Annotated in this window: 23 protein-coding genes, 1 rRNA gene and 1 pseudogene; 14 read left to right on the top strand and 11 right to left on the bottom strand. The window is 52.8% G+C overall.

Annotated elements, in window-relative coordinates; genetic code table 11:
• Nucleotides 1–111 precede the first annotated feature (111 nt).
• A 5S ribosomal RNA gene (gene rrf, locus CMQ96_RS27895) occupies nt 112–227 on the top strand.
• 124 nt (nt 228–351) lie between these two features.
• Here the strand turns inward: rrf and mobB are convergent.
• Together mobB and mobA are read right to left on the bottom strand one after the other, a co-directional pair.
• Complete coding sequence (mobB, locus tag CMQ96_RS27890) at nt 352–858, bottom strand: molybdopterin-guanine dinucleotide biosynthesis protein MobB (protein WP_004871947.1); 507 nt, start codon at nt 856–858, stop codon at nt 352–354.
• Complete coding sequence (gene mobA / locus CMQ96_RS27885; protein WP_098067614.1) at nt 855–1,436, bottom strand: molybdenum cofactor guanylyltransferase MobA; 582 nt, start codon at nt 1,434–1,436, stop codon at nt 855–857. The genes mobB and mobA overlap by 4 nt, the downstream gene beginning before the upstream one ends.
• A 71-nt stretch (nt 1,437–1,507) precedes the next feature.
• Between mobA and CMQ96_RS27880 the strand changes: the two genes are divergently transcribed.
• From CMQ96_RS27880 to dsbA, 3 genes are all read left to right on the top strand, one after another.
• A complete protein-coding gene (locus CMQ96_RS27880) occupies nt 1,508–1,777 on the top strand; it encodes a YihD family protein (RefSeq protein ID WP_004127077.1) in 270 nt (89 codons plus the stop codon).
• A 75-nt stretch (nt 1,778–1,852) separates the two neighbouring features.
• On the top strand, nt 1,853–2,839 hold the full coding sequence (locus tag CMQ96_RS27875) for a serine/threonine protein kinase (protein WP_004871954.1): 987 nt from the start codon (nt 1,853–1,855) through the stop codon (nt 2,837–2,839).
• A gap of 27 nt (nt 2,840–2,866) precedes the next feature.
• Nucleotides 2,867–3,490: a thiol:disulfide interchange protein DsbA gene (gene dsbA / locus CMQ96_RS27870; protein WP_004127082.1), complete on the top strand. Its 624-nt coding sequence runs from the start codon at nt 2,867–2,869 to the stop codon at nt 3,488–3,490.
• Nucleotides 3,491–3,539: 49 nt separating this feature from the next.
• On the opposite strand, the gene CMQ96_RS27865 is transcribed toward dsbA, so the two are convergent.
• Nucleotides 3,540–4,439 carry an acyltransferase gene (locus CMQ96_RS27865; protein ID WP_049086924.1) on the bottom strand — a complete coding sequence of 300 codons (900 nt, stop codon included), beginning with the start codon at nt 4,437–4,439 and terminating at the stop codon, nt 3,540–3,542.
• A gap of 396 nt (nt 4,440–4,835) precedes the next feature.
• On the opposite strand from CMQ96_RS27865, the gene polA reads away from it, so the two are divergent.
• On the top strand, nt 4,836–7,625 hold the full coding sequence (gene polA, locus CMQ96_RS27860) for a DNA polymerase I (protein ID WP_049086923.1): 2,790 nt from the start codon (nt 4,836–4,838) through the stop codon (nt 7,623–7,625).
• 349 nt (nt 7,626–7,974) lie between these two features.
• Here the strand turns inward: polA and yihA are convergent, their stop codons facing one another.
• Complete coding sequence (gene yihA, locus CMQ96_RS27855) at nt 7,975–8,607, bottom strand: ribosome biogenesis GTP-binding protein YihA/YsxC (RefSeq protein WP_004127091.1); 633 nt, start codon at nt 8,605–8,607, stop codon at nt 7,975–7,977.
• Between the two features lie 583 nt (nt 8,608–9,190).
• On the opposite strand from yihA, the gene yihI reads away from it, so the two are divergent.
• Nucleotides 9,191–9,697, top strand: a complete 507-nt coding sequence (yihI, locus tag CMQ96_RS27850) for a Der GTPase-activating protein YihI (protein WP_024360710.1) — start codon at nt 9,191–9,193, stop codon at nt 9,695–9,697.
• A gap of 188 nt (nt 9,698–9,885) precedes the next feature.
• The gene (gene hemN / locus CMQ96_RS27840; protein WP_098067613.1) at nt 9,886–11,259 is read left to right on the top strand and encodes an oxygen-independent coproporphyrinogen III oxidase; all 1,374 of its coding nucleotides are present in this window, start codon (nt 9,886–9,888) and stop codon (nt 11,257–11,259) included.
• A gap of 36 nt (nt 11,260–11,295) precedes the next feature.
• Here hemN and CMQ96_RS27835 read toward each other — a convergent pair whose 3' ends face one another.
• From CMQ96_RS27835 to glnA, 4 genes are all read right to left on the bottom strand, one after another.
• Nucleotides 11,296–11,406: a YshB family small membrane protein gene (locus tag CMQ96_RS27835; protein ID WP_004127096.1), complete on the bottom strand. Its 111-nt coding sequence runs from the start codon at nt 11,404–11,406 to the stop codon at nt 11,296–11,298.
• Nucleotides 11,407–11,517: 111 nt separating this feature from the next.
• Nucleotides 11,518–12,927 carry a nitrogen regulation protein NR(I) gene (gene glnG / locus CMQ96_RS27830; RefSeq protein ID WP_004107350.1) on the bottom strand — a complete coding sequence of 470 codons (1,410 nt, stop codon included), beginning with the start codon at nt 12,925–12,927 and terminating at the stop codon, nt 11,518–11,520.
• A gap of 8 nt (nt 12,928–12,935) precedes the next feature.
• Nucleotides 12,936–13,985: a nitrogen regulation protein NR(II) gene (glnL, locus tag CMQ96_RS27825; RefSeq protein ID WP_004127098.1), complete on the bottom strand. Its 1,050-nt coding sequence runs from the start codon at nt 13,983–13,985 to the stop codon at nt 12,936–12,938.
• Between the two features lie 188 nt (nt 13,986–14,173).
• Nucleotides 14,174–15,583 carry a glutamate--ammonia ligase gene (gene glnA, locus CMQ96_RS27815; protein WP_004127100.1) on the bottom strand — a complete coding sequence of 470 codons (1,410 nt, stop codon included), beginning with the start codon at nt 15,581–15,583 and terminating at the stop codon, nt 14,174–14,176.
• A gap of 378 nt (nt 15,584–15,961) precedes the next feature.
• On the opposite strand from glnA, the gene typA reads away from it, so the two are divergent.
• The 5 genes from typA (at nt 15,962) to fabY (ending at nt 20,792) form a co-directional block, all read left to right on the top strand.
• The gene (typA, locus tag CMQ96_RS27805) at nt 15,962–17,785 is read left to right on the top strand and encodes a ribosome-dependent GTPase TypA (protein WP_004132874.1); all 1,824 of its coding nucleotides are present in this window, start codon (nt 15,962–15,964) and stop codon (nt 17,783–17,785) included.
• Between the two features lie 133 nt (nt 17,786–17,918).
• The gene (gene yihX / locus CMQ96_RS27800) at nt 17,919–18,518 is read left to right on the top strand and encodes a glucose-1-phosphatase (RefSeq protein ID WP_024360709.1); all 600 of its coding nucleotides are present in this window, start codon (nt 17,919–17,921) and stop codon (nt 18,516–18,518) included.
• Entirely contained in the window at nt 18,512–19,372 is an 861-nt protein-coding gene (locus tag CMQ96_RS27795; RefSeq protein ID WP_004127107.1) for a virulence factor BrkB family protein, read from the top strand. The genes yihX and CMQ96_RS27795 overlap by 7 nt, the downstream gene beginning before the upstream one ends.
• Nucleotides 19,369–19,806: a D-aminoacyl-tRNA deacylase gene (gene dtd / locus CMQ96_RS27790; protein WP_024360707.1), complete on the top strand. Its 438-nt coding sequence runs from the start codon at nt 19,369–19,371 to the stop codon at nt 19,804–19,806. The genes CMQ96_RS27795 and dtd overlap by 4 nt, the downstream gene beginning before the upstream one ends.
• Nucleotides 19,807–19,850: 44 nt before the next feature.
• Nucleotides 19,851–20,792 (top strand): fatty acid biosynthesis protein FabY, encoded by a 942-nt coding sequence (gene fabY / locus CMQ96_RS27785; RefSeq protein WP_004127112.1) that lies wholly within the window; start codon nt 19,851–19,853, stop codon nt 20,790–20,792.
• 17 nt (nt 20,793–20,809) lie between these two features.
• Here the strand turns inward: fabY and CMQ96_RS27780 are convergent, their stop codons facing one another.
• Nucleotides 20,810–21,727: an alpha/beta hydrolase gene (locus CMQ96_RS27780; RefSeq protein ID WP_024360706.1), complete on the bottom strand. Its 918-nt coding sequence runs from the start codon at nt 21,725–21,727 to the stop codon at nt 20,810–20,812.
• A gap of 205 nt (nt 21,728–21,932) precedes the next feature.
• On the opposite strand from CMQ96_RS27780, the gene CMQ96_RS27775 reads away from it, so the two are divergent.
• Together CMQ96_RS27775 and CMQ96_RS27770 are read left to right on the top strand one after the other, a co-directional pair.
• Nucleotides 21,933–22,172 (top strand): CopG family transcriptional regulator, encoded by a 240-nt coding sequence (locus CMQ96_RS27775; RefSeq protein ID WP_077253475.1) that lies wholly within the window; start codon nt 21,933–21,935, stop codon nt 22,170–22,172.
• Nucleotides 22,169–22,543 carry a type II toxin-antitoxin system VapC family toxin gene (locus tag CMQ96_RS27770; protein ID WP_049086919.1) on the top strand — a complete coding sequence of 125 codons (375 nt, stop codon included), beginning with the start codon at nt 22,169–22,171 and terminating at the stop codon, nt 22,541–22,543. The genes CMQ96_RS27775 and CMQ96_RS27770 overlap by 4 nt, the downstream gene beginning before the upstream one ends.
• Nucleotides 22,544–22,580: 37 nt before the next feature.
• Here CMQ96_RS27770 and fdhE read toward each other — a convergent pair whose 3' ends face one another.
• Both fdhE and CMQ96_RS27760 read right to left on the bottom strand, forming a co-directional pair.
• The gene (gene fdhE, locus CMQ96_RS27765; RefSeq protein WP_004132861.1) at nt 22,581–23,510 is read right to left on the bottom strand and encodes a formate dehydrogenase accessory protein FdhE; all 930 of its coding nucleotides are present in this window, start codon (nt 23,508–23,510) and stop codon (nt 22,581–22,583) included.
• A 343-nt stretch (nt 23,511–23,853) separates the two neighbouring features.
• Nucleotides 23,854–24,042: pseudogene (locus CMQ96_RS27760) on the bottom strand (formate dehydrogenase cytochrome b556 subunit); the annotation flags it as partial.

Below are 24,042 nucleotides of genomic sequence, written 5' to 3'. Positions count from 1 at the left end.
CGTTGAGCTAACCGGTACTAATGAACCGTGAGGCTTAACCTTACAACGCCGAAGATGTTTTGGCGGATTTGAGAGAAGATTTTCAGCCTGATACAGATTAAACAGAATTTGCCTGGCGGCACTAGCGCGGTGGTCCCACCTGACCCCATGCCGAACTCAGAAGTGAAACGCCGTAGCGCCGATGGTAGTGTGGGGTCTCCCCATGTGAGAGTAGGGAACTGCCAGGCATCAATTAAGTGAAGAGCCCATCCTGACGGATGGGCTTTTTGCGTTTTTGTGGTCTGAGAAAGCAAGAATGATTTAGCAAGATGACGCGTAGCGATATCTCTGCAATCTCAATCAAGGCCACGATTAAGCCCTCTTTAACCACTGCATAATAAAAACGGCTATCTGCGGAATATTATTTAAATCTAACAAGGGAAGCGACGTCTCGACAGGCGTATCGCTGGCAACGGCAATCACGTCATCATCAAACACTAATTCTTCTCTGCAATGTCCGCTGTTTTGCCGAAAGAGCAGGATCTTGGGCACAGCTTCATGTTTAAAACCTTCAACCAGTACGAGATCTAACGTTGATGCATCCATTCGGCTAGCCAGCCATGTCAGATCCAGTGGAGGCTCTTCGGGTGTTTCCGTAATTAATGCCCAACGCTGCGAGCTGGCGACTATCGTCTGAGCCGCGCCTGCTTTACGTAGCTCATAGCTATCTTTACCGGGTTTATCCACATCCATATCATGATGAGTATGTTTAATGAGCCCAGGACGTATGCCTTCCGCGCGTAGCGCTGGAATCAGCGCTTTTAATAAGGTTGTTTTACCCGTGCCGCTCCAGGCGGCGATGGCCAAAAGAGGGATCATGATGACACCTCCATACTTTGTAAGTCACTGAGAGTGTTGACGTTAATAAAGGCTGATTTTACATCGCTAAAATCGACGCTATGCCCGCCCATTTTACGCATAAACACCATAACCCGCCGCTCGCCTGCCGCCAGATAGGTTTCCAGTTCGCTAATCACCACTCGATTCACCAGAGCAATCGCCGGATGGTCGCGTTCACCGTCGTGTACCCAAACAACCGGGGATGATTTTTTTTGCAGTATTAAGCGCTCAGCCAGAAATAATGGAATAAAAGGCGTATCGCACGGACAAAACAGAAACCACTCACCCTCAACCTGATGCATAACGGAAAGCATACCGGCTAACGGCCCGGGAAAGTCGTTCAGAGAGTCGGTAATAATCGGGTAGCCGCTGCTTCGCCAGCAATCAAGATTGCGGTTAGCGCTAATCACCAGCTTTGTGACCTGGGGTTGCAGCGTATCGGCGACATGACGCCACAGAGCTTTCCCCTTCAGCAACTGCAATCCTTTATCAATGCCTCCCATACGCGTACCTCTCCCACCCGCCAGTACAACGCCGGTTATTACCTTGCCCTGCATATTAATATCGCCTCTTTCATTGTGGGATTGTCCCTGCTAACGTACACCTATCAAGAGTAAGGAGCATTGCTATGAAATGTAAACGCCTGAATGAAGTCATTGAACTTCTCCAGCCAGCCTGGCAGAAAGAACCCGAGCTGAATTTGATTCAATTTTTGCAAAAACTGGCGAAAGAGGCCGGTTATGCCGGTGAACTGAGCGATCTTTCCGACGATATTCTGATTTATCACCTGAAGATGCGCGACTCGGCAAAAGAAGCCGTTATCCCCGGTATCCAGAAAGATTATGAAGAAGATTTTAAAACTGCGCTGCTACGCGCTCGGGGCGTGATTAAAGAGTAAAAGGTTGTAAGCGCTGCCGCGGAATCGGCAATGAGATGATATCCTGTATCATTCGTACGATTATCGGATGTCAGGATGCACGATAAGGCTTTCACTTTTCAGACGCTTCACCCGGATACCATCATTGATGGTTTATTTGATCTGGGAATGCGGGTGGACTCAGGTCTCACCCCGCTTAATAGCTATGAGAACCGAGTTTACCAGTTTCAGGATGAAGATCGTCGCCGCTATGTGGTGAAGTTCTATCGTCCTGAGCGCTGGTCCGCCGAACAAATCCTCGAAGAACACCAGTTTTCCCTTCAGCTCGTTCAGGACGAAGTCCCTGTAGCGGCGCCATTGTCGTTTAACGAAAGTACCCTTCATCAGCATCAGGGGTTCTTTTTCGCCGTGTTCCCAAGCCTGGGTGGACGTCAGTTTGAGGCGGATAACCTCGATCAGATGGAATGGGTTGGGCGCTACCTTGGCCGTCTGCATCAAACGGGACGCAAACAGCGTTTTGTCGCGCGCCCGGAGATTGGCACCAATGAGTACCTTCTTGAGCCCCGGCAGGTCTTTGAGCTCTCCCCGCTGATACCGGCAGGGCTGAAAGAGGCTTTTCTTGGCGCTACTGATAAGCTGATTGATGCGGTAATGGCGCAATGGCACGGGCGCGCCAATATCTTACGTTTGCACGGTGACTGCCATGCAGGAAACATCCTCTGGCGCGATGGCCCTTTGTTTGTTGATTTAGATGATTCACGTAATGGACCTGCTATCCAGGATCTGTGGATGCTGTTGAACGGTGATAAGGCCGAGCAACGGATGCAGCTTGAGATGATCATTGAAGCGTATGAAGAGTTTAGCTCTTTCAATACGGATGAAATTGCCCTCATCGAACCTTTACGTGCAATGCGGTTAGTTTATTATCTGGCGTGGTTGTTAAGACGCTGGGAAGATCCTGCTTTTCCTAAGAACTTCCCGTGGTTAACCGGGGAAGATTACTGGCGTGGGCAGACAACAACTTTTCTTGAGCAGGTAAAGGTTCTGCAGGAACCGCCTCTTCAGTTAACGCCAATGTATTAATGTGATATATCCAGGAGAGAGTTAATCATGAAAAAAATTTGGCTGGCGCTGGCTGGTATGATTCTGGCTTTTAGTGCATCCGCTGCCCAGATCACCGACGGTAAGCAGTATATTACCCTCGATAAGCCCGTTGCCGGCGAGCCTCAGGTGCTCGAGTTTTTCTCGTTCTACTGCCCGCACTGCTATCAGTTTGAAGAAGTGCTTCATGTGTCAGATAACGTGAAGAAAAAGCTGCCTGAAGGCGTCAAAATGACGAAATACCACGTTGAATTCCTGGGCCCGTTGGGCAAGGATCTGACCCAGGCGTGGGCCGTCGCGATGGCGCTGGGTGTGGAAGACAAGATTACCGTCCCGATGTTTGAAGCGGTACAGAAAACACAGACCGTTCAGACCGTAGCCGATATTCGTAAGGTCTTCGTTGACGCCGGCGTTAAAGGTGAAGATTACGATGCAGCCTGGAACAGTTTTGTAGTGAAATCCCTGGTGGCTCAGCAAGAGAAAGCCGCTGCTGATTTCCAGCTGCAGGGCGTACCCGCTATGTACGTTAACGGCAAATATCAGCTTAACCCGCAGGGTATGGATACCAGCAATATGGACGCATTTGTTGCCCAGTATGCCGATACCGTTAAGCAGTTAGTTGAGAAGAAATAAAAAATAAACGCCGGTTACTGACCGGCGTTACTCTTTTCAGCGTCCAGCATCATTTTCCTTTCTGCTGCATGATTTCCGTTAACTGACGATCTTTATTTTCCCATAGCGTATTTAGCCAGCGCTGAAACCGCCGCTTAAAGTTTTTATCATTCACATAATCGCCGTGCAGCTCTTCCGTCACGGGTTCAACGCGGATGCGTACCACAATCCGCGTTAATCGGCCGCTCAGCATGTCGTAAAACGGTCGGTGATGATTCTCTGGATAACACAGCGTAACGTTCAGCAGCTTATCAAACTGCGAGCCCAGTACGCTTAATGCCATGGCAGTACCGGCAGCTTTTGGTGCTAATAAATTATTATAAGGCGAGCGGGTCTGCAGCCGCTTCTCTTCAGTAAAGCGTGAACCTTCGACAAAGTTAACGATAGTGGTGGGATGTGAGCGGAATTTCTCGCAGGAGCGGCGGGTGGTTTCAACATCTTTGCCACGGCGCTCTGGATGGCGGATTAAATAACCGCGGGAATAACGGCGCATAAAAGGCATATCCAACGCCCAGCATGCCAGGCCAATAAACGGCACCCAGGCGAGCTGTTGCTTGAGGAAATATTTATTCATCGGGATATGTTTGCGAAACAGCACGCACAGTACCACGATATCGGCCCAGCTATGGTGGTTGCTGATAAGCAGATACCAGTTTTTCTTATTCAGGCCTTCCAGGCCCTCAACATCCCACTTAAGCCAGGGATTAAGGCGCAGCAGCAGAGCCAACCCTTCACACCAGCAGTACATCATGAAATTGCAAAAAACGGATATCGAGCGCCAGACCGCAGCAACAGGCACAAGCAGTTTAATCAGCCCGGCGATGATTATTGGCACGGAGCAAATAATGGTGACTACGATAGTCAGGGCGATACTCAGCGGGAGCGTTATCGCAGCGAGTAATCTCGACATAGTTAATTTATTCAGAAAGTTAGGCTGACAAAGAACGCGTTTAAACAGCGCAAGAGGCTGATTTTACCAGAAAATAGAGCAAATGACGGGTTTTACCCGGACGGAAAAATATCCGGATCTTATATCCACATGGAACATTGAGTCATCATGATGTTATTAAAGCGGGTTGTTAATTTATAATGCCATGATAAATATAGAGTAATTTACCAATAGATTATTTTATTAATGATGACGTAGCCATCGTTATAAAACTATTCACAAAGTTATCCACAGGTTAACGCATTGCGCGATCGACGGGATCGTTGAATCTTTTCGACGAAATGCGGGAAAAATTCAGGATTTAATGCCCGTCTGTGGCATCCTTTACCGATAATCTGATAAACAGGCACGGAAATTATGGTTCAGATCCCAGAAAACCCTCTCATCCTCGTTGACGGCTCCTCTTACCTTTATCGGGCATATCACGCGTTCCCTCCGCTGACGAATAGCGCTGGCGAGCCGACAGGCGCAATGTATGGCGTACTGAATATGCTGCGAAGCCTGATCCTGCAGTATCAACCGACCCATGCCGTCGTCGTGTTTGATGCCAAGGGGAAGACTTTCCGTGATGAACTGTTTGAGCACTATAAATCTCATCGCCCGCCGATGCCGGACGATCTACGTGCGCAGATCGAGCCGCTGCATGCCATGGTTAAGGCGATGGGCCTGCCGCTGATGGCCGTTCCTGGCGTAGAAGCTGACGATGTCATCGGGACCCTGGCGCGTGAAGCTGAAAAGGTCGGGCGTCCGGTACTGATTAGCACCGGCGATAAAGACATGGCTCAGCTGGTTACGCCGGGTATTACGCTGATTAACACCATGACCAACACCATCCTCGGCCCGGATGAAGTGGTGACCAAATACGGCGTGCCGCCGGAGCTGATCATCGATTTTCTGGCCCTGATGGGGGACTCATCGGACAACATCCCTGGCGTACCAGGCGTGGGAGAGAAGACGGCGCAGGCGTTGTTACAGGGGCTGGGCGGCCTTGATACGCTATATGCGGAACCTGAAAAAATCGCCGGACTGACCTTCCGCGGTGCAAAAACGATGGCAGCGAAGCTGGAGCAGAATAAAGAGGTGGCCTACCTCTCTTATCAGCTGGCGACGATCAAAACCGACGTCGAGCTGGATCTGGGCTGCGAAGATCTGCTGGTTGCACAGCCCATCGCTGATGAACTGCTGACGCTATTTAAAAAGTATGAGTTCAAACGTTGGATCACCGATGTCGAGTCCGGCAAGTGGATGCAGGCAAAAGGCGCAAAGCCTGCGGCGAAGCCGATAGCCGCTGTGGCAGCAGTGGCTGATGCCGAAGAGGAAACCGCCACGGCGCTCTCTTCTGAAAACTATGTCACGATTCTTGATGAAGAAACGCTGCTGACCTGGATTGAGAGCCTGAAGAAAGCGCCGCTTTTTGCCTTTGATACCGAAACAGATAGCCTGGATAACGTGTCAGCCAATATGGTCGGCTTATCCTTCGCCATTGAACCCGGCGTTGCGGCCTATGTACCGGTTGCCCATGATTATCTGGACGCACCGGATCAGATCCCGCGCGACCGTGTCCTTGAGCTGCTGAAACCGCTACTGGAAGATGACAATGTTCTGAAGGTTGGGCAAAACCTCAAATATGACCGCGGTATCCTGGCTAACTATGACATTGAACTGCGCGGTATTGCCTTTGATACCATGCTGGAATCCTACATTCTCGACAGCGTGGCGGGCCGCCATGATATGGATAGCCTCTCCGACCGCTGGCTGAAGCACAAAACCATTACCTTTGAAGAGATTGCGGGTAAAGGTAAAAACCAGCTTACATTCAACCAAATCGCGCTGGAAGAAGCGGGCCGCTACGCGGCGGAAGATGCCGACGTCACGCTACAGCTGCACCTGAAAATGTGGCCTAAACTTCAGCAAAATGAAGGCCCGCTGAACGTTTTTAAAAATATTGAAATGCCGCTGGTGCCGGTACTATCCCGCATTGAGCGCAATGGCGTGAAGATCGATCCGGCCGTACTGCATGTGCACTCTCAGGAGATAGCCAAGCGCCTGGTTGAGCTGGAGAAAAAGGCGTACGACATCGCGGGCGAAGAGTTTAACCTCTCTTCTCCGAAGCAGCTGCAAACGATCTTGTTTGAAAAACAAGGTATTAAGCCGCTGAAGAAAACCCCGGGCGGCGCGCCCTCGACCTCGGAAGAGGTGCTGGAAGAGCTGGCGCTGGATTATCCGCTGCCGAAAGTCATCCTCGAATATCGTGGCCTGGCAAAACTCAAGTCCACCTACACCGATAAGCTGCCGCTGATGATCAGCCCGAAAACGGGCCGGGTTCACACCTCTTATCACCAGGCGGTTACCGCCACGGGACGTTTGTCGTCCACCGATCCGAACCTGCAGAATATTCCGGTACGCAATGATGAAGGGCGCCGTATTCGCCAGGCGTTTATTGCACCGGAAGATTATCTCATCGTCTCTGCCGACTACTCGCAAATTGAACTGCGCATCATGGCGCATCTGTCTCGCGACAAGGGCCTGCTGACCGCGTTTGCTGAAGGGAAGGATATCCACCGCGCGACGGCGGCTGAGGTTTTCGGTTTGCCGCTGGAGAGCGTCAGTAGCGAGCAGCGCCGCAGCGCGAAGGCGATCAACTTCGGCCTGATTTACGGCATGAGCGCATTCGGCCTTGCGCGCCAGCTCAATATCCCACGCAAAGAAGCGCAAAAGTATATGGATCTCTACTTTGAACGCTATCCGGGCGTGTTGGAATATATGGAGCGCACCCGCACTCAGGCAAAAGAGCAGGGGTATGTTGAAACGCTCGATGGCCGTCGTCTCTATCTGCCGGACATTAAATCCAGCAACGGTGCGCGTCGTGCTGGTGCCGAGCGTGCGGCGATCAACGCGCCGATGCAGGGAACCGCCGCCGATATTATTAAGCGCGCGATGATTGCCGTCGACAGCTGGTTGTTAAGTGAAAAACCTCGCGTGCGGATGATCATGCAGGTGCACGATGAATTGGTCTTTGAAGTGCATAAAGACGATCTTGAGGCGGTCGCGAAAAAAATCCATGAACTGATGGAAAGCAGTACGACGCTGGCGGTTCCGCTACTGGTGGAAGTGGGAAGTGGAGAAAACTGGGATCAAGCGCACTAAGTATTCGGCAGGTAGGGTCATTTCTTGTAAGTGAGTAACATAACTTATCGTATTTTGTGATGATCATTTGAATTTGCTATGTAAAGAGTGAAAAAAAACTACAAAAAATGCTTTATCCGTAATCGAAAGAAGAGTAGAGTTAAAGACGTAGGGTACAGAGGTAAGATGTTCTATCTTTCAGACCTTTTACTTCACGTAATCGGATTTGGCTGAATATTTTAGCCGCCCCGGTCATTTATGACCGGGGCGTTTTTTATTGCGCGAAAGAAAATTTTTTGCGAATCAATGCTGATGAGGCGGGCTACCCGGACAGGGCCTCACGCGCCGCTATCCGGGGTAATTAGCGAGACTATTCGCCGTCTTCAGGTTCTTCCTGAGGGGGGATATCGTTATACCAGCTATCCAGTTTCTGCCGGAGTTTATCCACGCCTTGCTTCTTCAGGGAAGAAAATCCTTCGACCTGCACATCTCCGTTAAAGGCGGTTACCGCCTCACGAACCATAGCGATCTGCGCTTTCCGCGCCCCGCTGGCCAGCTTATCGGCTTTGGTCAGCAGCACCAGAACCGGAATATCGCTTTCAACCGCCCATTGGATCATCTGCTGATCGAGATCTTTAAGCGGATGACGGATATCCATCAGCACAACCAGGCCTTTCAGACACAGGCGTTTCTCGAGATATTCACCCAGCGCGCGCTGCCACTTGATTTTCATCTCTTCCGGTACCTGGGCATAACCATAGCCCGGCAGGTCGACCAGGCGTTTGCCCTCAGCGACTTCAAACAGGTTAATCAGCTGCGTACGGCCAGGCGTCTTCGAAGTGCGTGCCAGGCTTTTCTGGTTAGTCAGCGTGTTCAGAGCGCTGGATTTCCCGGCGTTAGAGCGGCCAGCAAAGGCCACTTCAATACCGGTATCGGCAGGAAGATGGCGGATATCTGGCGCGCTAGTGACAAAATGCGTCAGTTGATAATTCCAGTTGGTCAAGACGGTCGTCTCCGTTAAATCAGGCTTTGACGGGGATTATACCTGAACAGCAGAAAAAGGCTGTTTTTACCGCACCTCATCGCTGTAAGTTAAAACCACAGTCTTTGTAAGACATTGGCTATTGATTATATGAGAAATACATGAGGAAAAACTGAGTAAACATAATACAAACGCTGATAAATCATCGTGTTGAGCTGAAAGAAAATTCTGAAACTTGTTTTTTTTCCGTACAGTCGGTTGTAGGTTTTCCTTAAAACAGTAAAGTAGCGGTCAAGGGCGAGGATGCTAACAGGATTATGACTCAGGATGAGGAGTCAGGAAGCGCCAGGAGGCGAGGACTACGGATTGTCAGGATGACAAACGTCTGGAGACGTTTTAAAAGGAAATGGATGTAACAGGGACCGTTAGTTGCTAAAGGAAAGACAGGGTGTGTCGTTAGCGAACATGGAAAGTAGAAGCCCATTAAGGGTTGTCAGTGCGGAAAAAGGCGACAGAGTAATCTGTCGCCTTTTTTCTTTGCTTGCTTTCTGCTAGATTCCGCCTCAATTCTATACTGAAGAAAACGGCCTGAAGATTACACAACATGAAAAAACCGACATCCGTACCTCGCGGCAAAAAAAATCGCAAAACGCGTGAAGAATTGAACCAGGAAGCCCGCGAGCGCAAGCATCAGAAGAAGCATCGTGGCCATGCGGCAGGAAGTCGCGCGACCGGCGGCGACACCGCTTCGGCAGGCAAAAAACAAGGCCAGCAGCAAGATCCCCGAATTGGCAGTAAAAAACCAATCCCGCTGGGCGTGACTGAAAATGCTCCGGCGATTAAGCAGCATAAACCAAAGAGCGAGAAACCTATGCTTTCACCGCAGGCTGAGCTGGATTTGCTGGAGAACGATGAGCGCCTGGACGCGCTGCTGGAACGTCTGGAAGAGGGCGGTACCCTGAATGCTGAAGAGCAGACCTGGGTTGATGCCAAACTGGATCGCATTGATGAGCTGATGCAGCAGCTGGGCCTCTCCTACGATGATGACGAAGATGAAGAAGAGGAAGAGCGCAAAGAAGATATGATGCGTCTGCTGAAGGGTGGAAACTAACGTTTGCACCCCATCGGATTCCCGGTCCTGCTTATAACCCTTCTGGTTATATGTTATCTGCTGTGGTTATTCGTTAAACTACGACGGTTGTCGCGGCGTCAAAAATGGCTGCGCAACCGGCTCATTACCCGAGGTGCGGTTGGGCCGGGGCGGCGTACCCGCCGACGGTACCATCGGAAGGAGTGAGCATGTCTGTGCAGTTAATCGACTGGGATCTGGCCCTGATCCAGAAATATAACTATTCCGGGCCGCGTTATACTTCGTATCCCACCGCGCTGGAGTTTTCTCCAGAATTTGGCCCCGCTGAATTTGATGCGGCGGTTGCCCGCTATCCGCAGCGTCCCCTCTCGCTGTACGTGCATATCCCGTTTTGCCATAAGCTCTGTTATTTCTGCGGCTGTAATAAAATCGTCACCCGCCAACAGCATAAGGCCGATCAGTATCTGGATGTCCTTGAGCTGGAGATTATTCATCGCGCGCCGCTTTTTTCTGGCCGCAAAGTCAATCAGCTACACTGGGGCGGCGGTACGCCAACGTATCTAAACAAGGCGCAAATTAGTCGTCTGATGGGTCTGCTGCGTACCCATTTCAATTTTAACGCGGACGCAGAGATCTCCATTGAGGTTGATCCGCGCGAAATCGAACTCGATGTGCTGGATCATTTACGTGGCGAAGGCTTTAATCGCCTGAGTATGGGCGTGCAGGACTTCAACAAAGAAGTGCAGCGCCTGGTAAACCGCGAGCAGGATGAGGCCTTCATCTTCGCGCTACTCAACCATGCGCGCGACATCGGCTTTACCTCGACCAATATCGACCTGATTTACGGCCTGCCGAAGCAGACGCCGCAGAGCTTCGCTTATACGCTACAGAAAGTGGCGGAGCTTAATCCCGATCGTCTGAGCGTGTTCAACTACGCGCATCTACCCACGCTCTTCGCCGCGCAGCGCAAAATCAAAGATGCCGATTTGCCCTCAGCGGAACAGAAGCTGGACATTCTTCAGGAAACCATCAATTCGCTGACGGCCGCGGGATATCAGTTTATCGGCATGGACCACTTTGCCCGTCCTGATGATGAACTGGCGATAGCCCAACGTGAAGGCATTCTGCATCGCAATTTCCAGGGTTACACCACCCAGGGAGACACCGACCTGTTGGGAATGGGCGTGTCGGCGATCAGTATGATTGGCGATTGCTACGCGCAGAACCAGAAAGAGTTGAAACAGTATTATCAGCAGGTTGATGAAACCGGAACGGCGCTGTGGCGCGGTATTGCGTTGACGCGCGATGACTGCATCCGCCGCGACGTGATTAAGGCGCTGATTTGTAACTTTCGTCTCGACTTCGCTTCGGTAGACGCGCAGTGGGATCTTACCTTCGATAGCTACTTTGCCGACGATATGAAATTGCTGGCGCCGCTAGCCAAAGATGGGCTGGTGGATGTGGATGAGAAAGGCATTCAGGTGACGCCGAAAGGCCGACTGCTGATTCGCAATATCTGCATGTGTTTCGATGCGTATCTGCGCCAAAAAGCGCGGATGCAGCAGTTTTCCCGCGTTATATAAGCAATATCCCCTCTCCTGGCAGGAGAGGGGATATTATCAGCTAAACAGGCCAACCATCGCCGCGCACAGAACGGCAGCGACCGCCGTCTGCGGCGTATGACCCGCTGCAACACCGCTCGATATAATATTAATGAGTGATTCAAGCATGATTTCTCCCCCGTCTTTCCGGGCAAGATCATACTCAACGCATGGCAACAGTAAAGTACAAAATAGCAGCAGTTTGCGCTGGATGACTATTTTTTCCTCGCCAGCGCGCAGCTACTCCATCCCCAACTCTTTTAGCTTACGCGTCAGGGTATTACGACCCCATCCCAGCAGCCGGGCCGCCTCTTGTTTATGCCCCTGAGTGTGGCGTAAGGCGGTGGTCAGCAGCGTGCGCTCCATCTCAGGCTGCGCTTCCGAGAGCAGGTTTTGATGACCGGAACGCAAAGCGCGATCGGCCCATTGTCCCAGCAGCGTGGCCCAGCTATCCGGCAGCATTTGCGTTGGGTTATCCGGTATCGCGGTTTCAAACAGCTCGCTGGGAAGATCCTGCGTCAGAACCTCCTGACCTGCGGCCATTACCGTCAGCCAGCGACAGGTGTTTTCCAGCTGACGTACGTTGCCCGGCCATGCCAGTCGGGTTAACGCCATCTCCGTCTCCGGATGCAGCTGTTTGGCCTCTACGCCCAGCTCACGGGCGGCGATTTGCAGGAAATGTCGCGCCAGACGGGGGATATCTTCCCGACGCTCGCGCAGCGGCGGCAGATGGACGCGAATCACGTTCAGGCGGTGGAATAAATCCTCGCGGAATTTTCCTTCCTGGACGCGCAGCTCAAGGTTCTGGTGGGTGGCGGCAATGATGCGCACATCCACTTTCACCGGCGCATAGCCGCCGACGCGATAAAACTGGCCATCAGCGAGGACGCGCAGCAGGCGAGTCTGTACGTCCAGCGGCATATCGCCGATCTCGTCGAGGAACAGCGTGCCGCCGTCTGCCTGCTCAAAGCGTCCCTGACGCACGGTATTGGCGCCGGTAAAGGCCCCTTTCTCGTGGCCAAATAGCTCTGATTCGATTAAATCTTTAGGAATTGCTGCCATATTTAGCGCAATAAACGGCGCCTTGGCGCGCGGACTATGCCGATGGAGAGCATGGGCAACCAGCTCTTTACCGGTACCGGATTCCCCGTTGATCAGTACGCTGATTGATGAGCGCGACAGGCGGCCGATAATGCGAAAAACGTCCTGCATGGCCGGCGCTTCGCCGATAATATCGGCCGTCGGGCTATTAATCGGCGCATTACGCGGCTGCTGCTGTTCCTGGTAATGGCTAATCGCACGGTCGACCAGCGCCACCGCTTCATCAATATCAAACGGTTTCGGCAGATAATCAAAAGCGCCCTGCTGATAGGCGCTGACCGCCGCGTCAAGATCCGAATGCGCCGTCATTATGATGACCGGGAGCATCGGATGACGCTGTTTAATTTGCTTTAGCAGCGCCAGCCCATCCATCCCCGGCATGCGGATATCAGACAGCAGCACATCCGGGGTTTTGGTCGTGAGGGCATCAAGCACCTCATTGCCGCTTTCAAACGTTGTACAACTCAAGCCTGCCCCGGTGAGCGCGCGTTCAAGCACCCAACGGATGGAGCTATCGTCGTCAACGATCCATGCTATCCCTCGTTGCATAAACACCTCTACTTCCGAATAGGCAGGTACACCGAGAATTCGGTATGCCCTGGCCAACTGGTAAATTCAATTTTGCCGGAGTGCTGGTCGATAAGGCTGCGGGCGATAGACAGCCCGAGTCCGGTACCGCCTTCGCGTCCACTCACCATGGGATAAAACAGCGTATCCTGTAAGTGAGACGGGATTCCTGGGCCGTTATCTTCAACGTCGATACGCGCAGCGAGGCGGTAGCGCACGCCGTGCAGGGTTAACTGGAAGGCCGTCCGGGTGCGCAGAGTGATCTCTCCGCCCTCCGGTCCCAGCGCCTGCAGCGCGTTACGTACGATGTTCAGCAGCACTTGTTCAATTTGATCCGGGTCGTGCGGGAGCTCTGGCAGGCTGGGGTCATAGTCGCGTACCAGCTTGACGTTATCCGGTAGTTCCATCGACACCAGCTTCACCACTCGCTCAGCGACCTTGTGGATGCTTTCTGTTACGTGCATTCCGGGATGCTGTGGTCCCAGTAGACGGTCGACCAGATTTCTTAACCGGTCGGCCTGTTCAATAATGACTTTGGTATATTCCATTAGCGCAGGGTCGGGCAGCGCTTTGCTCAGCAGCTGCGCCGCGCCGCGCAGGCCGCCCAGCGGATTTTTAATCTCGTGGGCCAGACCACGCACTAAGTCACGTGCGGCAATCTGCTGCGCGTGCTGTAGCTGCTCCTGGCTCAGGCGACGCTGATTATCCATCGGCGCCATTTCCAGCAGGATATAGCCTTCAGGCAGGCGTTGCGCCGTCAGGGAAAGGATGTGGGAGCGGCCATCAATAACCAGCGTCACTTCGTTATCGGTAAAACCCTGACCCGCAGCGAGGCTCTCTTGCATGAGGCCGATATTCAGCGAGAAATAGCTCAACAGCTCCGGCAGCGGCGTGCCGAATAATTTACGCGAGCTTTGCGCCAGCAGCTGCTGCGCCGCCGGGTTCGCGTAATGTACCGCCAGGTCGTCATCGACCAGTAAGATACTGTTGATTAAAGAGTTAAGGATCTGCCCAGCATCGGGCAGTGTGCCTGTTGCCATTCGACAGTCTCCTGAAAAAGAGTGCACCATTTTAGTGCAGTATAGCTTTTTATGAATAAAAAGCTCATGGGATCAGCGCGTTGGTGGAGAAAAAAGCCCATCCTGAGATGGGCTGAAAGTTTCCACGGCAACAAAACATCCTTGGTACCCCACGCCACAACACGGAATACCGCGGATTTACAGCAAAATTAGACGCTGTAGTACAGCTCAAACTCAACCGGGTGCGGAGTCATGCGTACGCGGTCGTTTTCTTCAATACGCAGGGCGATGTAAGCATCGATAGCGTCGTTGGTGAATACGCCGCCAGCGGTCAGGAATTCACGGTCCGCGTCCAGCGCGTTCAGTGCTTCTTCCAGAGAGCCTGCAACCTGTGGGATCTCTTTCGCTTCTTCCGGCGGCAGGTCGTACAGGTTTTTATCCATGGCTTCGCCCGGATGGATTTTGTTCTTGATACCGTCAAGGCCAGCCATCAGCAGCGCCGCGAAGCACAGGTACGGGTTAGCAGCCGGGTCCGGGAAGCGAACTTCGATACGGCGCGCTTTCGGAGAGGTGACAACCGGAATACGGATAGACGCGGAACGGTTACGGGCAGAGTAAGCCAGCATAACCGGCGCTTCGTAACCCGGGACCAGACGCTTGTAGGAGTTGGTGGTCGGGTTAGCCAGGGCATTAATCGCTTTAGCGTGTTTGATTACGCCGCCGATGTAGTACAGCGCTTGTTCAGACAGGCCTGCGTATTTGTCGCCGGAGAACAGGTTTACGCCGTTCTTGGACAGGGACATGTGGCAGTGCATACCGGAACCGTTATCGCCAAACATCGGTTTTGGCATAAAGGTCGCGGTTTTGCCGAAACGGTGTGCGACGTTATGCACAACGTATTTGTAAATCTGAATTTCGTCCGCTTTTTTGGTCATGGTGTTAAAGCGGGTCGCGATTTCGTTCTGGCCCGCAGTCGCCACTTCGTGGTGGTGAGCTTCAACAACCAAGCCCATCTCTTCCATGATCATACACATGGTGGAGCGGATATCCTGAGAAGAGTCTACTGGCGGAACCGGGAAGTAACCGCCTTTCACGCCCGGACGGTGGCCTTTGTTGCCGCCTTCGTATTTGGTGGAGGAGTTCCATGCGCCTTCGATATCGTCGATAGCAACGTGGGAACCGGAGATGGAGGCACCAAAACGGATGTCGTCGAACAGGAAGAATTCTGGTTCTGGCCCGAACAGCACGGTGTCAGCCAGGCCGGTAGAGCGCAGATACTCTTCAGCGCGCTTAGCAATGGAACGCGGGTCGCGGTCATAGCCCTGCAGGGTGCCTGGTTCCAGGATGTCGCAGCGGATGATCAGCGTCGGTTCTTCATAGAACGGGTCGATCAGCGCGGTGGTTGCATCCGGCATCAGAACCATGTCGGATTCGTTAATACCTTTCCAGCCGCCAATCGAGGAGCCATCAAACATTTTGCCTTCTTCGAAGAATTCGGCATTTACCTGATGAGAAGGAATAGTAACGTGCTGTTCTTTACCTTTGGTATCGGTGAAGCGCAGATCGACAAACTTCACTTCATGCTCGTTCAGCATCGTCAAAACGTGTTCAGCGGACATACTTAAACTCTCCCGGATTGGTCATTGTCGTCGTGGAAACGAAAACTTTTTAACTACGTAAAGTGGCGTTGTTGCCTTAAAAAATATAAAGCGAAATCTGTGCCAACTTTTAAATTGCCCCCAAAAGGCGTTATCATGCACATCATCGTGCAAAAGGGCTGCACCAAAATGAATGCATTGCACCAATATAGTGCATTTGTGTGAACATTGGGCACTTATTTGGTGCAATTGACCTTGAATAACCCTTTTAACGCTCCGTGAAAGCGATCACAAAGAATCTCTGCAATACTTGTTTGCGGAGGATGTTTGTGATCCTGTTTTGTACTGCGATTAATCCGTGTACAATAACGCGCTATTTCTAATGCCTGAGGCAAAGTTGTGATCGAAAATTTGCGTAATATCGCCATCATCGCGCACGTTGACCATGGTAAAACTACCCTGGTTGATAAGCTGCTACAGCAATCCGGTACGTTCGACGCGCGTGCCGAAACTCAAGAGCGAGTGATGGACTCCAACGATTTGGAGAAAGAGCGCGGGATTACCATCCTGGCTAAAAACACCGCTATCAAATGGAATGACTACCGTATCAACATCGTTGATACCCCGGGGCACGCCGACTTCGGTGGTGAAGTTGAACGTGTCATGTCCATGGTTGATTCCGTTCTGTTGGTCGTTGATGCAATGGATGGTCCGATGCCGCAGACGCGCTTCGTGACCAAAAAAGCCTTTGCTCATGGCCTGAAGCCAATTGTTGTTATCAACAAAGTTGACCGTCCGGGCGCACGCCCTGACTGGGTTGTCGATCAGGTATTCGACCTGTTCGTTAACCTCGACGCTACCGACGAACAGCTGGACTTCCCTATCGTTTACGCTTCTGCGCTGAACGGTATCGCGGGTCTGGATCACGAAGATATGGCTGAAGACATGACTCCGCTGTATCAGACCATCGTCGATCGCGTACCGGCGCCGAACGTTGACCTTGATGGCCCGCTGCAGATGCAAATCTCCCAGCTGGACTACAACAACTACGTTGGCGTCATCGGCATCGGCCGCATCAAGCGCGGTAAAGTGAAGCCGAACCAGCAGGTCACTATCATTGATAGCGAAGGCAAAACCCGTAACGGTAAAGTCGGTAAAGTTCTGACCCATCTGGGCCTTGAGCGTATCGAGAGCGACGTTGCAGAAGCTGGCGATATCATCGCGATCACCGGCCTGGGCGAACTGAACATCTCTGACACCATCTGCGATACGCAGAATGTTGAAGCGCTGCCGGCGCTGTCTGTTGATGAGCCGACCGTCTCTATGTTCTTCTGCGTTAACACCTCGCCGTTCTGCGGTAAAGAAGGTAAGTACGTTACCTCTCGTCAGATCCTTGACCGCCTGAACAAAGAGCTGGTGCATAACGTGGCGCTGCGCGTTGAAGAAACTCCGGATGCAGACGCATTCCGCGTTTCTGGCCGTGGCGAACTGCACCTGTCTGTCCTTATCGAGAACATGCGTCGTGAAGGTTTCGAAATGGCGGTTTCCCGTCCGAAAGTTATCTTCCGCGAAATCGATGGCCGTAAGCAAGAGCCGTTCGAAAACGTGACGCTGGACGTTGAAGAGCAGCACCAGGGTTCTGTGATGCAGGCGCTGGGTGAGCGTAAAGGCGATCTGAAAAACATGAATCCAGATGGCAAAGGCCGCGTACGTCTCGACTACGTGATCCCAAGCCGTGGTCTGATCGGCTTCCGTTCAGAATTCATGACCATGACCTCCGGTACCGGTCTGCTGTACTCCACTTTCAGCCACTACGACGACGTTCGTGCGGGTGATGTGGGTCAGCGTCAGAACGGTGTTCTGATCTCCAACGGCCAGGGTAAAGCGGTCGCGTTCGCACTGTTCAGCCTGCAGGATCGCGGTAAGCTGTTCCTGGGCCACGGCGCAGAAGTTTACGAAGGCCAGATCATCGGTATTCACAGCCGCTCTAACGACCTGACGGTAAACTGCCTGACCGGTAAGAAACTGACCAACATGCGTGCTTCCGGTACTGACGAAGCAACGACGCTGGTTCCGGCGCTGAAAATGACTCTGGAGCAGGCTCTTGAGTTCATCGATGACGACGAACTGGTAGAAGTCACCCCGACTTCTGTCCGTATCCGTAAACGTCACCTGACCGAGAACGACCGTAAACGCGCGATGCGCGGTGCAAAAGAAGATTAATTAACGTTTCTTTCTGCTATCTGAACCCTGCCTCAATGGCAGGGTTTCTTTTTTGTACAAAGCCCCGCCGGCCATAGTCAAACTCCCCCTTTCCCGCTACAGTTAATTTTCCACGGTGCAAAAGGAGAGGACCATGCTCTATATCTTTGATTTAGGTAATGTGATTGTCGATATTGACTTCAACCGGGTGCTCGGGACGTGGAGCGATTTAACGCGAATTCCCCTTGCGACGCTGCAGCAGCATTTCACCATGGGCGAAGCGTTCCACCAGCACGAGCGCGGTGAAATCAGCGATGAAGATTTTGCGGCGGCGATGTGCCACGAAATGAACATGTCGCTTAGCTACGAGCAGTTCTCCCACGGCTGGCAGGCGGTTTTTGTCGCCCTCCGCCCGGAGGTTATCGCGATTATGCAAAAATTACGCGAGCAGGGGCATCGGGTCGTGGTTCTGTCCAACACTAACCGTCTGCATACCACCTTCTGGCCGGATGAGTACCCCGAGATACGCGCCGTGGCTGACCATATCTATCTTTCTCAGGAAATGGGGATGCGTAAACCCGAAGCGCGGATCTATCAGAGCGTCCTTGAAGCGGAAGGTTTTTCCGCTGACGATACGGTCTTCTTCGATGATAACGCGGATAATATTGCCGGGGCTAACCAGCTGGGCATTACCAGCATTCTGGTGACCGGGAAGGAAACCATCCCCAACTATTTTGCTAAACAGCTATGCTAAAAACCGTTCATCAAAAAACCACGCGCCATCTGCGACCGCTGGTGGCCTGGCTCAAGCTGCTATGGCGGCGTATTGATGAAGATAATATGACGACGCTGGCGGGGAATCTTGCCTATGTGTCGTTACTCTCCCTTGTGCCGCTTATTGCCGTCGTTTTCGCGCTGTTCGCGGCATTTCCGATGTTTTCTGATGTCAGTATCCAGATTCGCCACTTTATCTTCGCCAATTTCATCCCGGCAACCGGGGATGTCATTCAGGGCTACATTGAGCAGTTTGTCGCTAACTCCAGTCGAATGACCGCCGTGGGCGCTTTCGGTCTGATTGTGACATCGCTGCTGTTGATGTACTCCATTGATAGCGCGTTGAACACCATCTGGCGCAGTACCCGAACCCGGCCAAAAACCTACTCCTTTGCCGTTTACTGGATGATCCTCACCCTGGGGCCGCTGCTGGCGGGCGCCAGCCTTGCGATCAGCTCCTATCTCCTGTCGTTACGCTGGGCCAGCGACCTGAATAGCGTGATTGACGATGTGCTGCGTATTTTTCCGCTCATTTTATCCTGGGTGGCATTCTGGCTGCTTTACAGCATTGTGCCGACGGCCGAGGTGCGTAACCGCGATGCGATAATCGGTTCCCTGGTCGCTGCGCTGCTCTTTGAAGCGGGTAAGAAAGCTTTTGCTTTATATATCACCGCGTTCCCGTCATATCAGCTGATTTATGGCGTACTCGCCGTGGTGCCTATTTTGTTTGTCTGGGTGTACTGGACGTGGTGTATCGTCTTGCTTGGCGCTGAAATTACTGTCACTCTCGGTGAATACCGCAAACTGAAAAAAGAAGAAACAGAACAATCATGATTGCATTAATTCAACGCGTATCCCGAGCTAGCGTTACCGTGGAGGGTGAAGTGACGGGCGAAATCGGCCCCGGGCTTCTGGTGCTGTTAGGCGTCGAGAGAGACGATGATGAGCAAAAGGCGAACCGCCTGTGCGAGCGCGTGCTGGGATACCGTATTTTTAGCGATGCTGAAGGCAAAATGAATCTGAACGTGCAGCAGGCTGGCGGCAGCGTGCTGGTGGTTTCACAGTTTACGCTGGCAGCGGATACCGAGCGCGGGATGCGCCCTGGATTTTCTAAAGGCGCTGCGCCGGATAAAGCGGAAGCGCTGTACGAGTATTTCGTTGAGCGCTGCCGCGAGCAGAAAATGAATACGCAGACCGGGAGATTTGCTGCCGATATGCAGGTTTCTCTGGTGAATGATGGTCCCGTAACCTTTTGGTTGCAGGTATGAGCCAGCTTCCGGGCAGGCTGCGGGTAACAAAAGAGAGTACAGCTATGTATCACCTTCGTGTACCGCAAACAGAAGAAGAGTTAGAGAGCTACTACCAGTTCCGCTGGGAGATGCTGCGTAAGCCGCTGCATCAGCCGAAAGGGTCCGAGCGCGATGCGTGGGATGCGATGGCGCACCATCAAATGGTGGTCGATGAAGAGGGTAATCTGGTTGCCGTCGGGCGGCTGTATGTGAATGCGGAAAACGAAGCCTCTATCCGTTTTATGGCCGTTCATCCGTCAGTGCAGGATAAAGGGCTGGGTACCCTGATGGCGATGACGCTGGAGTCCGTCGCCCGCCAGGAAGGCGTTAAGCGCGTGACCTGTAGCGCCCGCGAAGACGCGGTGGAGTTCTTTGCGAAGCTCGGTTTTGTGAACCAGGGAGAAATCACCACGCCGACGACCACGCCGATCCGTCATTTTCTGATGATTAAGCCAATAGCCTCGCTGGATGATATTTTACATCGCGGCGACTGGTGCGCTCAGCTGCAGCAGGCCTGGTATCAGCATATCCCTCTCAGCGAGAAAATGGGCGTGCGCATCCAGCAGTATACCGGGCAAAAATTCATCACCACCATGCCGGAAGCCGGTAACCAGAACCCACACCATACCCTGTTTGCCGGCAGCCTGTTTTCTCAGGCAACGTTAACCGGCTGGGGGCTTATCTGGCTGATGCTGCGCGAGCGGCATCTTGGCGGCACAATTATTCTTGCCGATGCGCATATCCGCTACAGCCAGCCCATTAGCGGACGCCCAAGCGCCGTTGCCGATCTCGGTTCGTTAAGCGGCGATCTTGACCGGCTGGCGCGCGGGCGTAAAGCGCGCGTTCAGCTGCAGGTTGAACTGTTTGGCGACGATCGGCTTGGCGCGGTTTTTGAGGGTATCTATATTGTTCTTCCCGCGAAGCCGTTTGGCCCGTATGAAGAGGGCGGTAACGAAGAGGAGTAGCCTCCCTTTATACCGGTCTATTGGCCTGGTGACTTCACCCGCCAGGCGATATCCCTCATCGCGCTTCCGGCCGCCGGGCTGATGCCGCCCAGTTGAAAGAAGCCGTGGATCACCCCGAGATAGCGCTGACAGGTACAGTCAACGCCCTGCTCAAGCAGGCGCTGGTAAAGCGCTTCGCCTTCATCACGCAAAGGGTCGTATTCTGCCGTCAGAATATGTACCGGCGGTAATCCGTTAAAGTCTTTACGCCATAGCGGGCTGGCTTCCGGATGATGGAGTTCCGTCGCTGAAAGGTACATTTCATAGCCGCTGAGCAGGGTATCTTCGGTGATGATGTAATCTTTACCGTTATCGATATAGCTCTTCATGCTGGCGGTGGCATCCAGCATCGGGTAAATCAAAACCAGCTGTGCGGGTTGCCAGGCCTGCGTGGTTTTGAGTCGCAGGGCGGTCACTAATGCCAGATGTCCTCCGGCGCTGTCGCCAGCCAGCGTAATACGGGAAGCATCGATGCCCAGCTGCCCGGCGTGGCGGTGAATAATCAGCGCGCCTTTTTCGGCATCATCATGGGCGGCAGGAAAAGTATGCTCCGGCGCCAGCCGATATTGCACGGCGATAACGCGACAGCCGCTGTGGTACGCCAGCTGGCGGAGCTGATGGTCATGCGTGGCGAAACCGCCGCTGATAAAGCAGCCACCGTGGAAATAGATAACGGCAGGCAGCGCGCCAGTCGCATTGAGGGGAGAGACCACGCGAAAAAACATGCCCTCGAGTTCGATGTCCTCTACCCACACGCGGTTTTCTTGTTCCCCGGCTAACACGGCACTAGCGACATAACCGTTTCTCCGGTCATCAATATTCTGTTCGCGCGATGAGGGGCGACCTGCATCGATAAATTCCCGCACCAGCTCTGCAATACCTTTTTCAAGCGCCATTTTTTAATCCCTTAACCTGTTTGGATATCCAGTCTTATAGCCTGATTTTTAACAAAAGAAAATGGGCGATTTGGGTTGCGAAACAATTGTGGAAAGCGGCTCGCAAAAGTGAAACTCATTGCTGACGGGGCTTTCCCCCCACCAACTGCAGGTGTATGTTGTTTGAAAATTCATCGTCAATGATATACTGGAGGTATATGTGAGTATGATGACGGGAACGAATATGGGCAGAATACTACTCGACTTATCGGATGACGTTATTAAACGTCTTGAAGACCTCAAACAGCAGCGCAATCTTCCTCGAGCGGAACTGTTACGCGAGGCGGTTGAACAGTACCTGGAAAGACAAGCTGACACCACTATTTCCAATGCGCTGGGGATTTGGCAAGGCTGTGAGGAAGATGGAGTTGAATTCGAAAGGAAACTCCGCGAGGAGTGGCAATGATTAAAGGCCCGGCGCTGTTTGATACTAATATTCTCATCGATTTATTCAGCGGTCGCGTTGAAGCGAAACAGGTTCTGGAGGCTTATCCGCCACAGAATGCGATTAGCCTCATCACGTGGATGGAAGTAATGGTGGGGGCGAAAAAGTATCATCAGGAACACCGCACGCGTATTGCACTGAGCGCGTTTAATATTATCGATATTTCACAGGATATTGCTGAACGAAGCGTCAATCTCAGGAAGGAGTATGGGATGAAGCTGCCGGATGCCATCATACTGGCGACAGCGCAAATACATCGTTATGAACTGGTCACGCGCAATACCAAAGATTTTTTCGGGATACCCGGAGTGATTACGCCTTATCATTTGTAAGCCGGGCGGCAGGCGCCGCCCGACATGATGCCAGCCGTTATTCCCCTTCGCCAGGGAACAGGAACGGGTTAATGGAGCTGCGGGCGAAGCCCTCTTGTTCCATCCGTGCGTCCAGCACCAGCGAGGCGAGGTCGTCGGCGACGGCTTCCACTTTTGGGTCTTTTTCCTGATAGAGAATCTTCAGGTAGGTACCGCAGTCGCCGCAGGTTTCGGCTTTAATCGCCGACTGCTCGTTATCTAATGACCAGTAGTGCAGATCGCGCGTTTGTTCGCAGTTGCTGCACTTCACGCGCACCACATGCCACTCGGTTTCGCAAAGGTTGCAGTGCAGATAGCGCAGGCCCTGAGTGGTGCCAATTTGCACCATGCTGGAGACCGGCATCGAGCCGCAAACCGGGCAGAACTGACGCTGTTCACCGTATTCAGCGCGGGCTTTTCCGGGGATCAGGCTGGCCATCTGCGCCCAATAGAGCGAGAGCGCGGCCCAGATAAACGGCGCTTTATCGCTGCTGACAGAGGCAAAATCGGACGCAAACAGCGCGCTTGCCATCAGTTCCAGCTCCTGTTCGGAGGCTTTTTCCAGATTCTCGATGACCGCCAGCGCCGGGCCGCTCATCTCCGGCTTCAGTTCGGCAATCAGCGAATGCAGCAGCTTGTGCCAGTGCTTATCGCGCGGCAAAACGTGGATATCCAGCGGCGGCTTACCCTGGTCGTTCGCTTCTTTGATGCGCGCGGTGAGATCCATCTGCAGCGGATGGTCGTACAGCACCACTTCCTGCGCGTGGGCGATAAGTGCGGCAAAGCGCAGGTAATCGCCCAGCGGGTTATTTTCAGCCAGTTCGCGCAGGCGTTCGGCGCGACGGTTATATAAATTTTTGAGCCGGGGAAACAACAACGGCGGAATCATATCCGTCGCGCGTTTCTCGCTCTTTTCCAGCTCATCTTGCGGGATGATACGAATGCTCATTCTGTTACTTCCTGGTTTCAGCAGATTCGGCGATGGTCGCGTCCGCTCTGTGATTTGGCGGGCATCACGCGCCCGCTCTGGTGAATGTCATTAATGATAACCGCAATCGGCGTACGGGATATACCCATGACATCGCAATGTGTGCGTTACGATACCTGATATCGATACCCCAGACTATGCACCGTTAGGATTAGCTATCCTGCGCCAAGGCTTGAGCGAACCGGGAAACGTGCCGCTCCCGCCTGCGGCGCACTATGGTTAATGTTGTCAAAACAGCGCGTTATCCGCAAAAAAATGGCGTCGATATACGACGCCATTTCAGAGACGAACAAAGCGCTCGGGCCTACGACTGGCGCTTATCCTGCTTTTCGCGGACTTCACGGTACCAGCGCGGATGATGCTTCTTCGCCCAGGTCTTCGTCACCCAGCCTTCCACCATCGCGGTAATGGTGCCTTTCACCCACAGCGCGGCGTAAATATGCACCATGATCACCACGATCAGCGCGACCGCCGAGAAGGAGTGCAGCATCAG

The organism is Klebsiella sp. MBT K-1, from assembly GCF_002556465.1.
GTDB classification, from domain to species: domain Bacteria; phylum Pseudomonadota; class Gammaproteobacteria; order Enterobacterales; family Enterobacteriaceae; genus Klebsiella; species Klebsiella grimontii.
This window is presented reverse-complemented; position numbering and strand designations above follow the sequence as displayed.

Excerpts from the sequence above, each read along its gene's own strand:
- mobB (WP_004871947.1), bottom strand. The coding sequence starts at position 858 with ATGATCCCTCTTTTGGCCATCGCCGCCTGGAGCGGCACGGGTAAAACA.
- mobA (WP_098067614.1), bottom strand. The coding sequence starts at position 1,436 with ATGCAGGGCAAGGTAATAACCGGCGTTGTACTGGCGGGTGGGAGAGGT.
- CMQ96_RS27880 (WP_004127077.1), top strand. The coding sequence starts at position 1,508 with ATGAAATGTAAACGCCTGAATGAAGTCATTGAACTTCTCCAGCCAGCC.
- CMQ96_RS27875 (WP_004871954.1), top strand. The coding sequence starts at position 1,853 with ATGCACGATAAGGCTTTCACTTTTCAGACGCTTCACCCGGATACCATC.
- dsbA (WP_004127082.1), top strand. The coding sequence starts at position 2,867 with ATGAAAAAAATTTGGCTGGCGCTGGCTGGTATGATTCTGGCTTTTAGT.
- CMQ96_RS27865 (WP_049086924.1), bottom strand. The coding sequence starts at position 4,439 with ATGTCGAGATTACTCGCTGCGATAACGCTCCCGCTGAGTATCGCCCTG.
- polA (WP_049086923.1), top strand. The coding sequence starts at position 4,836 with ATGGTTCAGATCCCAGAAAACCCTCTCATCCTCGTTGACGGCTCCTCT.
- yihI (WP_024360710.1), top strand. The coding sequence starts at position 9,191 with ATGAAAAAACCGACATCCGTACCTCGCGGCAAAAAAAATCGCAAAACG.
- hemN (WP_098067613.1), top strand. The coding sequence starts at position 9,886 with ATGTCTGTGCAGTTAATCGACTGGGATCTGGCCCTGATCCAGAAATAT.
- CMQ96_RS27835 (WP_004127096.1), bottom strand. The coding sequence starts at position 11,406 with ATGCTTGAATCACTCATTAATATTATATCGAGCGGTGTTGCAGCGGGT.
- glnG (WP_004107350.1), bottom strand. The coding sequence starts at position 12,927 with ATGCAACGAGGGATAGCATGGATCGTTGACGACGATAGCTCCATCCGT.
- glnL (WP_004127098.1), bottom strand. The coding sequence starts at position 13,985 with ATGGCAACAGGCACACTGCCCGATGCTGGGCAGATCCTTAACTCTTTA.
- glnA (WP_004127100.1), bottom strand. The coding sequence starts at position 15,583 with ATGTCCGCTGAACACGTTTTGACGATGCTGAACGAGCATGAAGTGAAG.
- yihX (WP_024360709.1), top strand. The coding sequence starts at position 17,919 with ATGCTCTATATCTTTGATTTAGGTAATGTGATTGTCGATATTGACTTC.
- CMQ96_RS27795 (WP_004127107.1), top strand. The coding sequence starts at position 18,512 with ATGCTAAAAACCGTTCATCAAAAAACCACGCGCCATCTGCGACCGCTG.
- dtd (WP_024360707.1), top strand. The coding sequence starts at position 19,369 with ATGATTGCATTAATTCAACGCGTATCCCGAGCTAGCGTTACCGTGGAG.
- fabY (WP_004127112.1), top strand. The coding sequence starts at position 19,851 with ATGTATCACCTTCGTGTACCGCAAACAGAAGAAGAGTTAGAGAGCTAC.
- CMQ96_RS27780 (WP_024360706.1), bottom strand. The coding sequence starts at position 21,727 with ATGGCGCTTGAAAAAGGTATTGCAGAGCTGGTGCGGGAATTTATCGAT.
- CMQ96_RS27775 (WP_077253475.1), top strand. The coding sequence starts at position 21,933 with ATGATGACGGGAACGAATATGGGCAGAATACTACTCGACTTATCGGAT.
- CMQ96_RS27770 (WP_049086919.1), top strand. The coding sequence starts at position 22,169 with ATGATTAAAGGCCCGGCGCTGTTTGATACTAATATTCTCATCGATTTA.
- fdhE (WP_004132861.1), bottom strand. The coding sequence starts at position 23,510 with ATGAGCATTCGTATCATCCCGCAAGATGAGCTGGAAAAGAGCGAGAAA.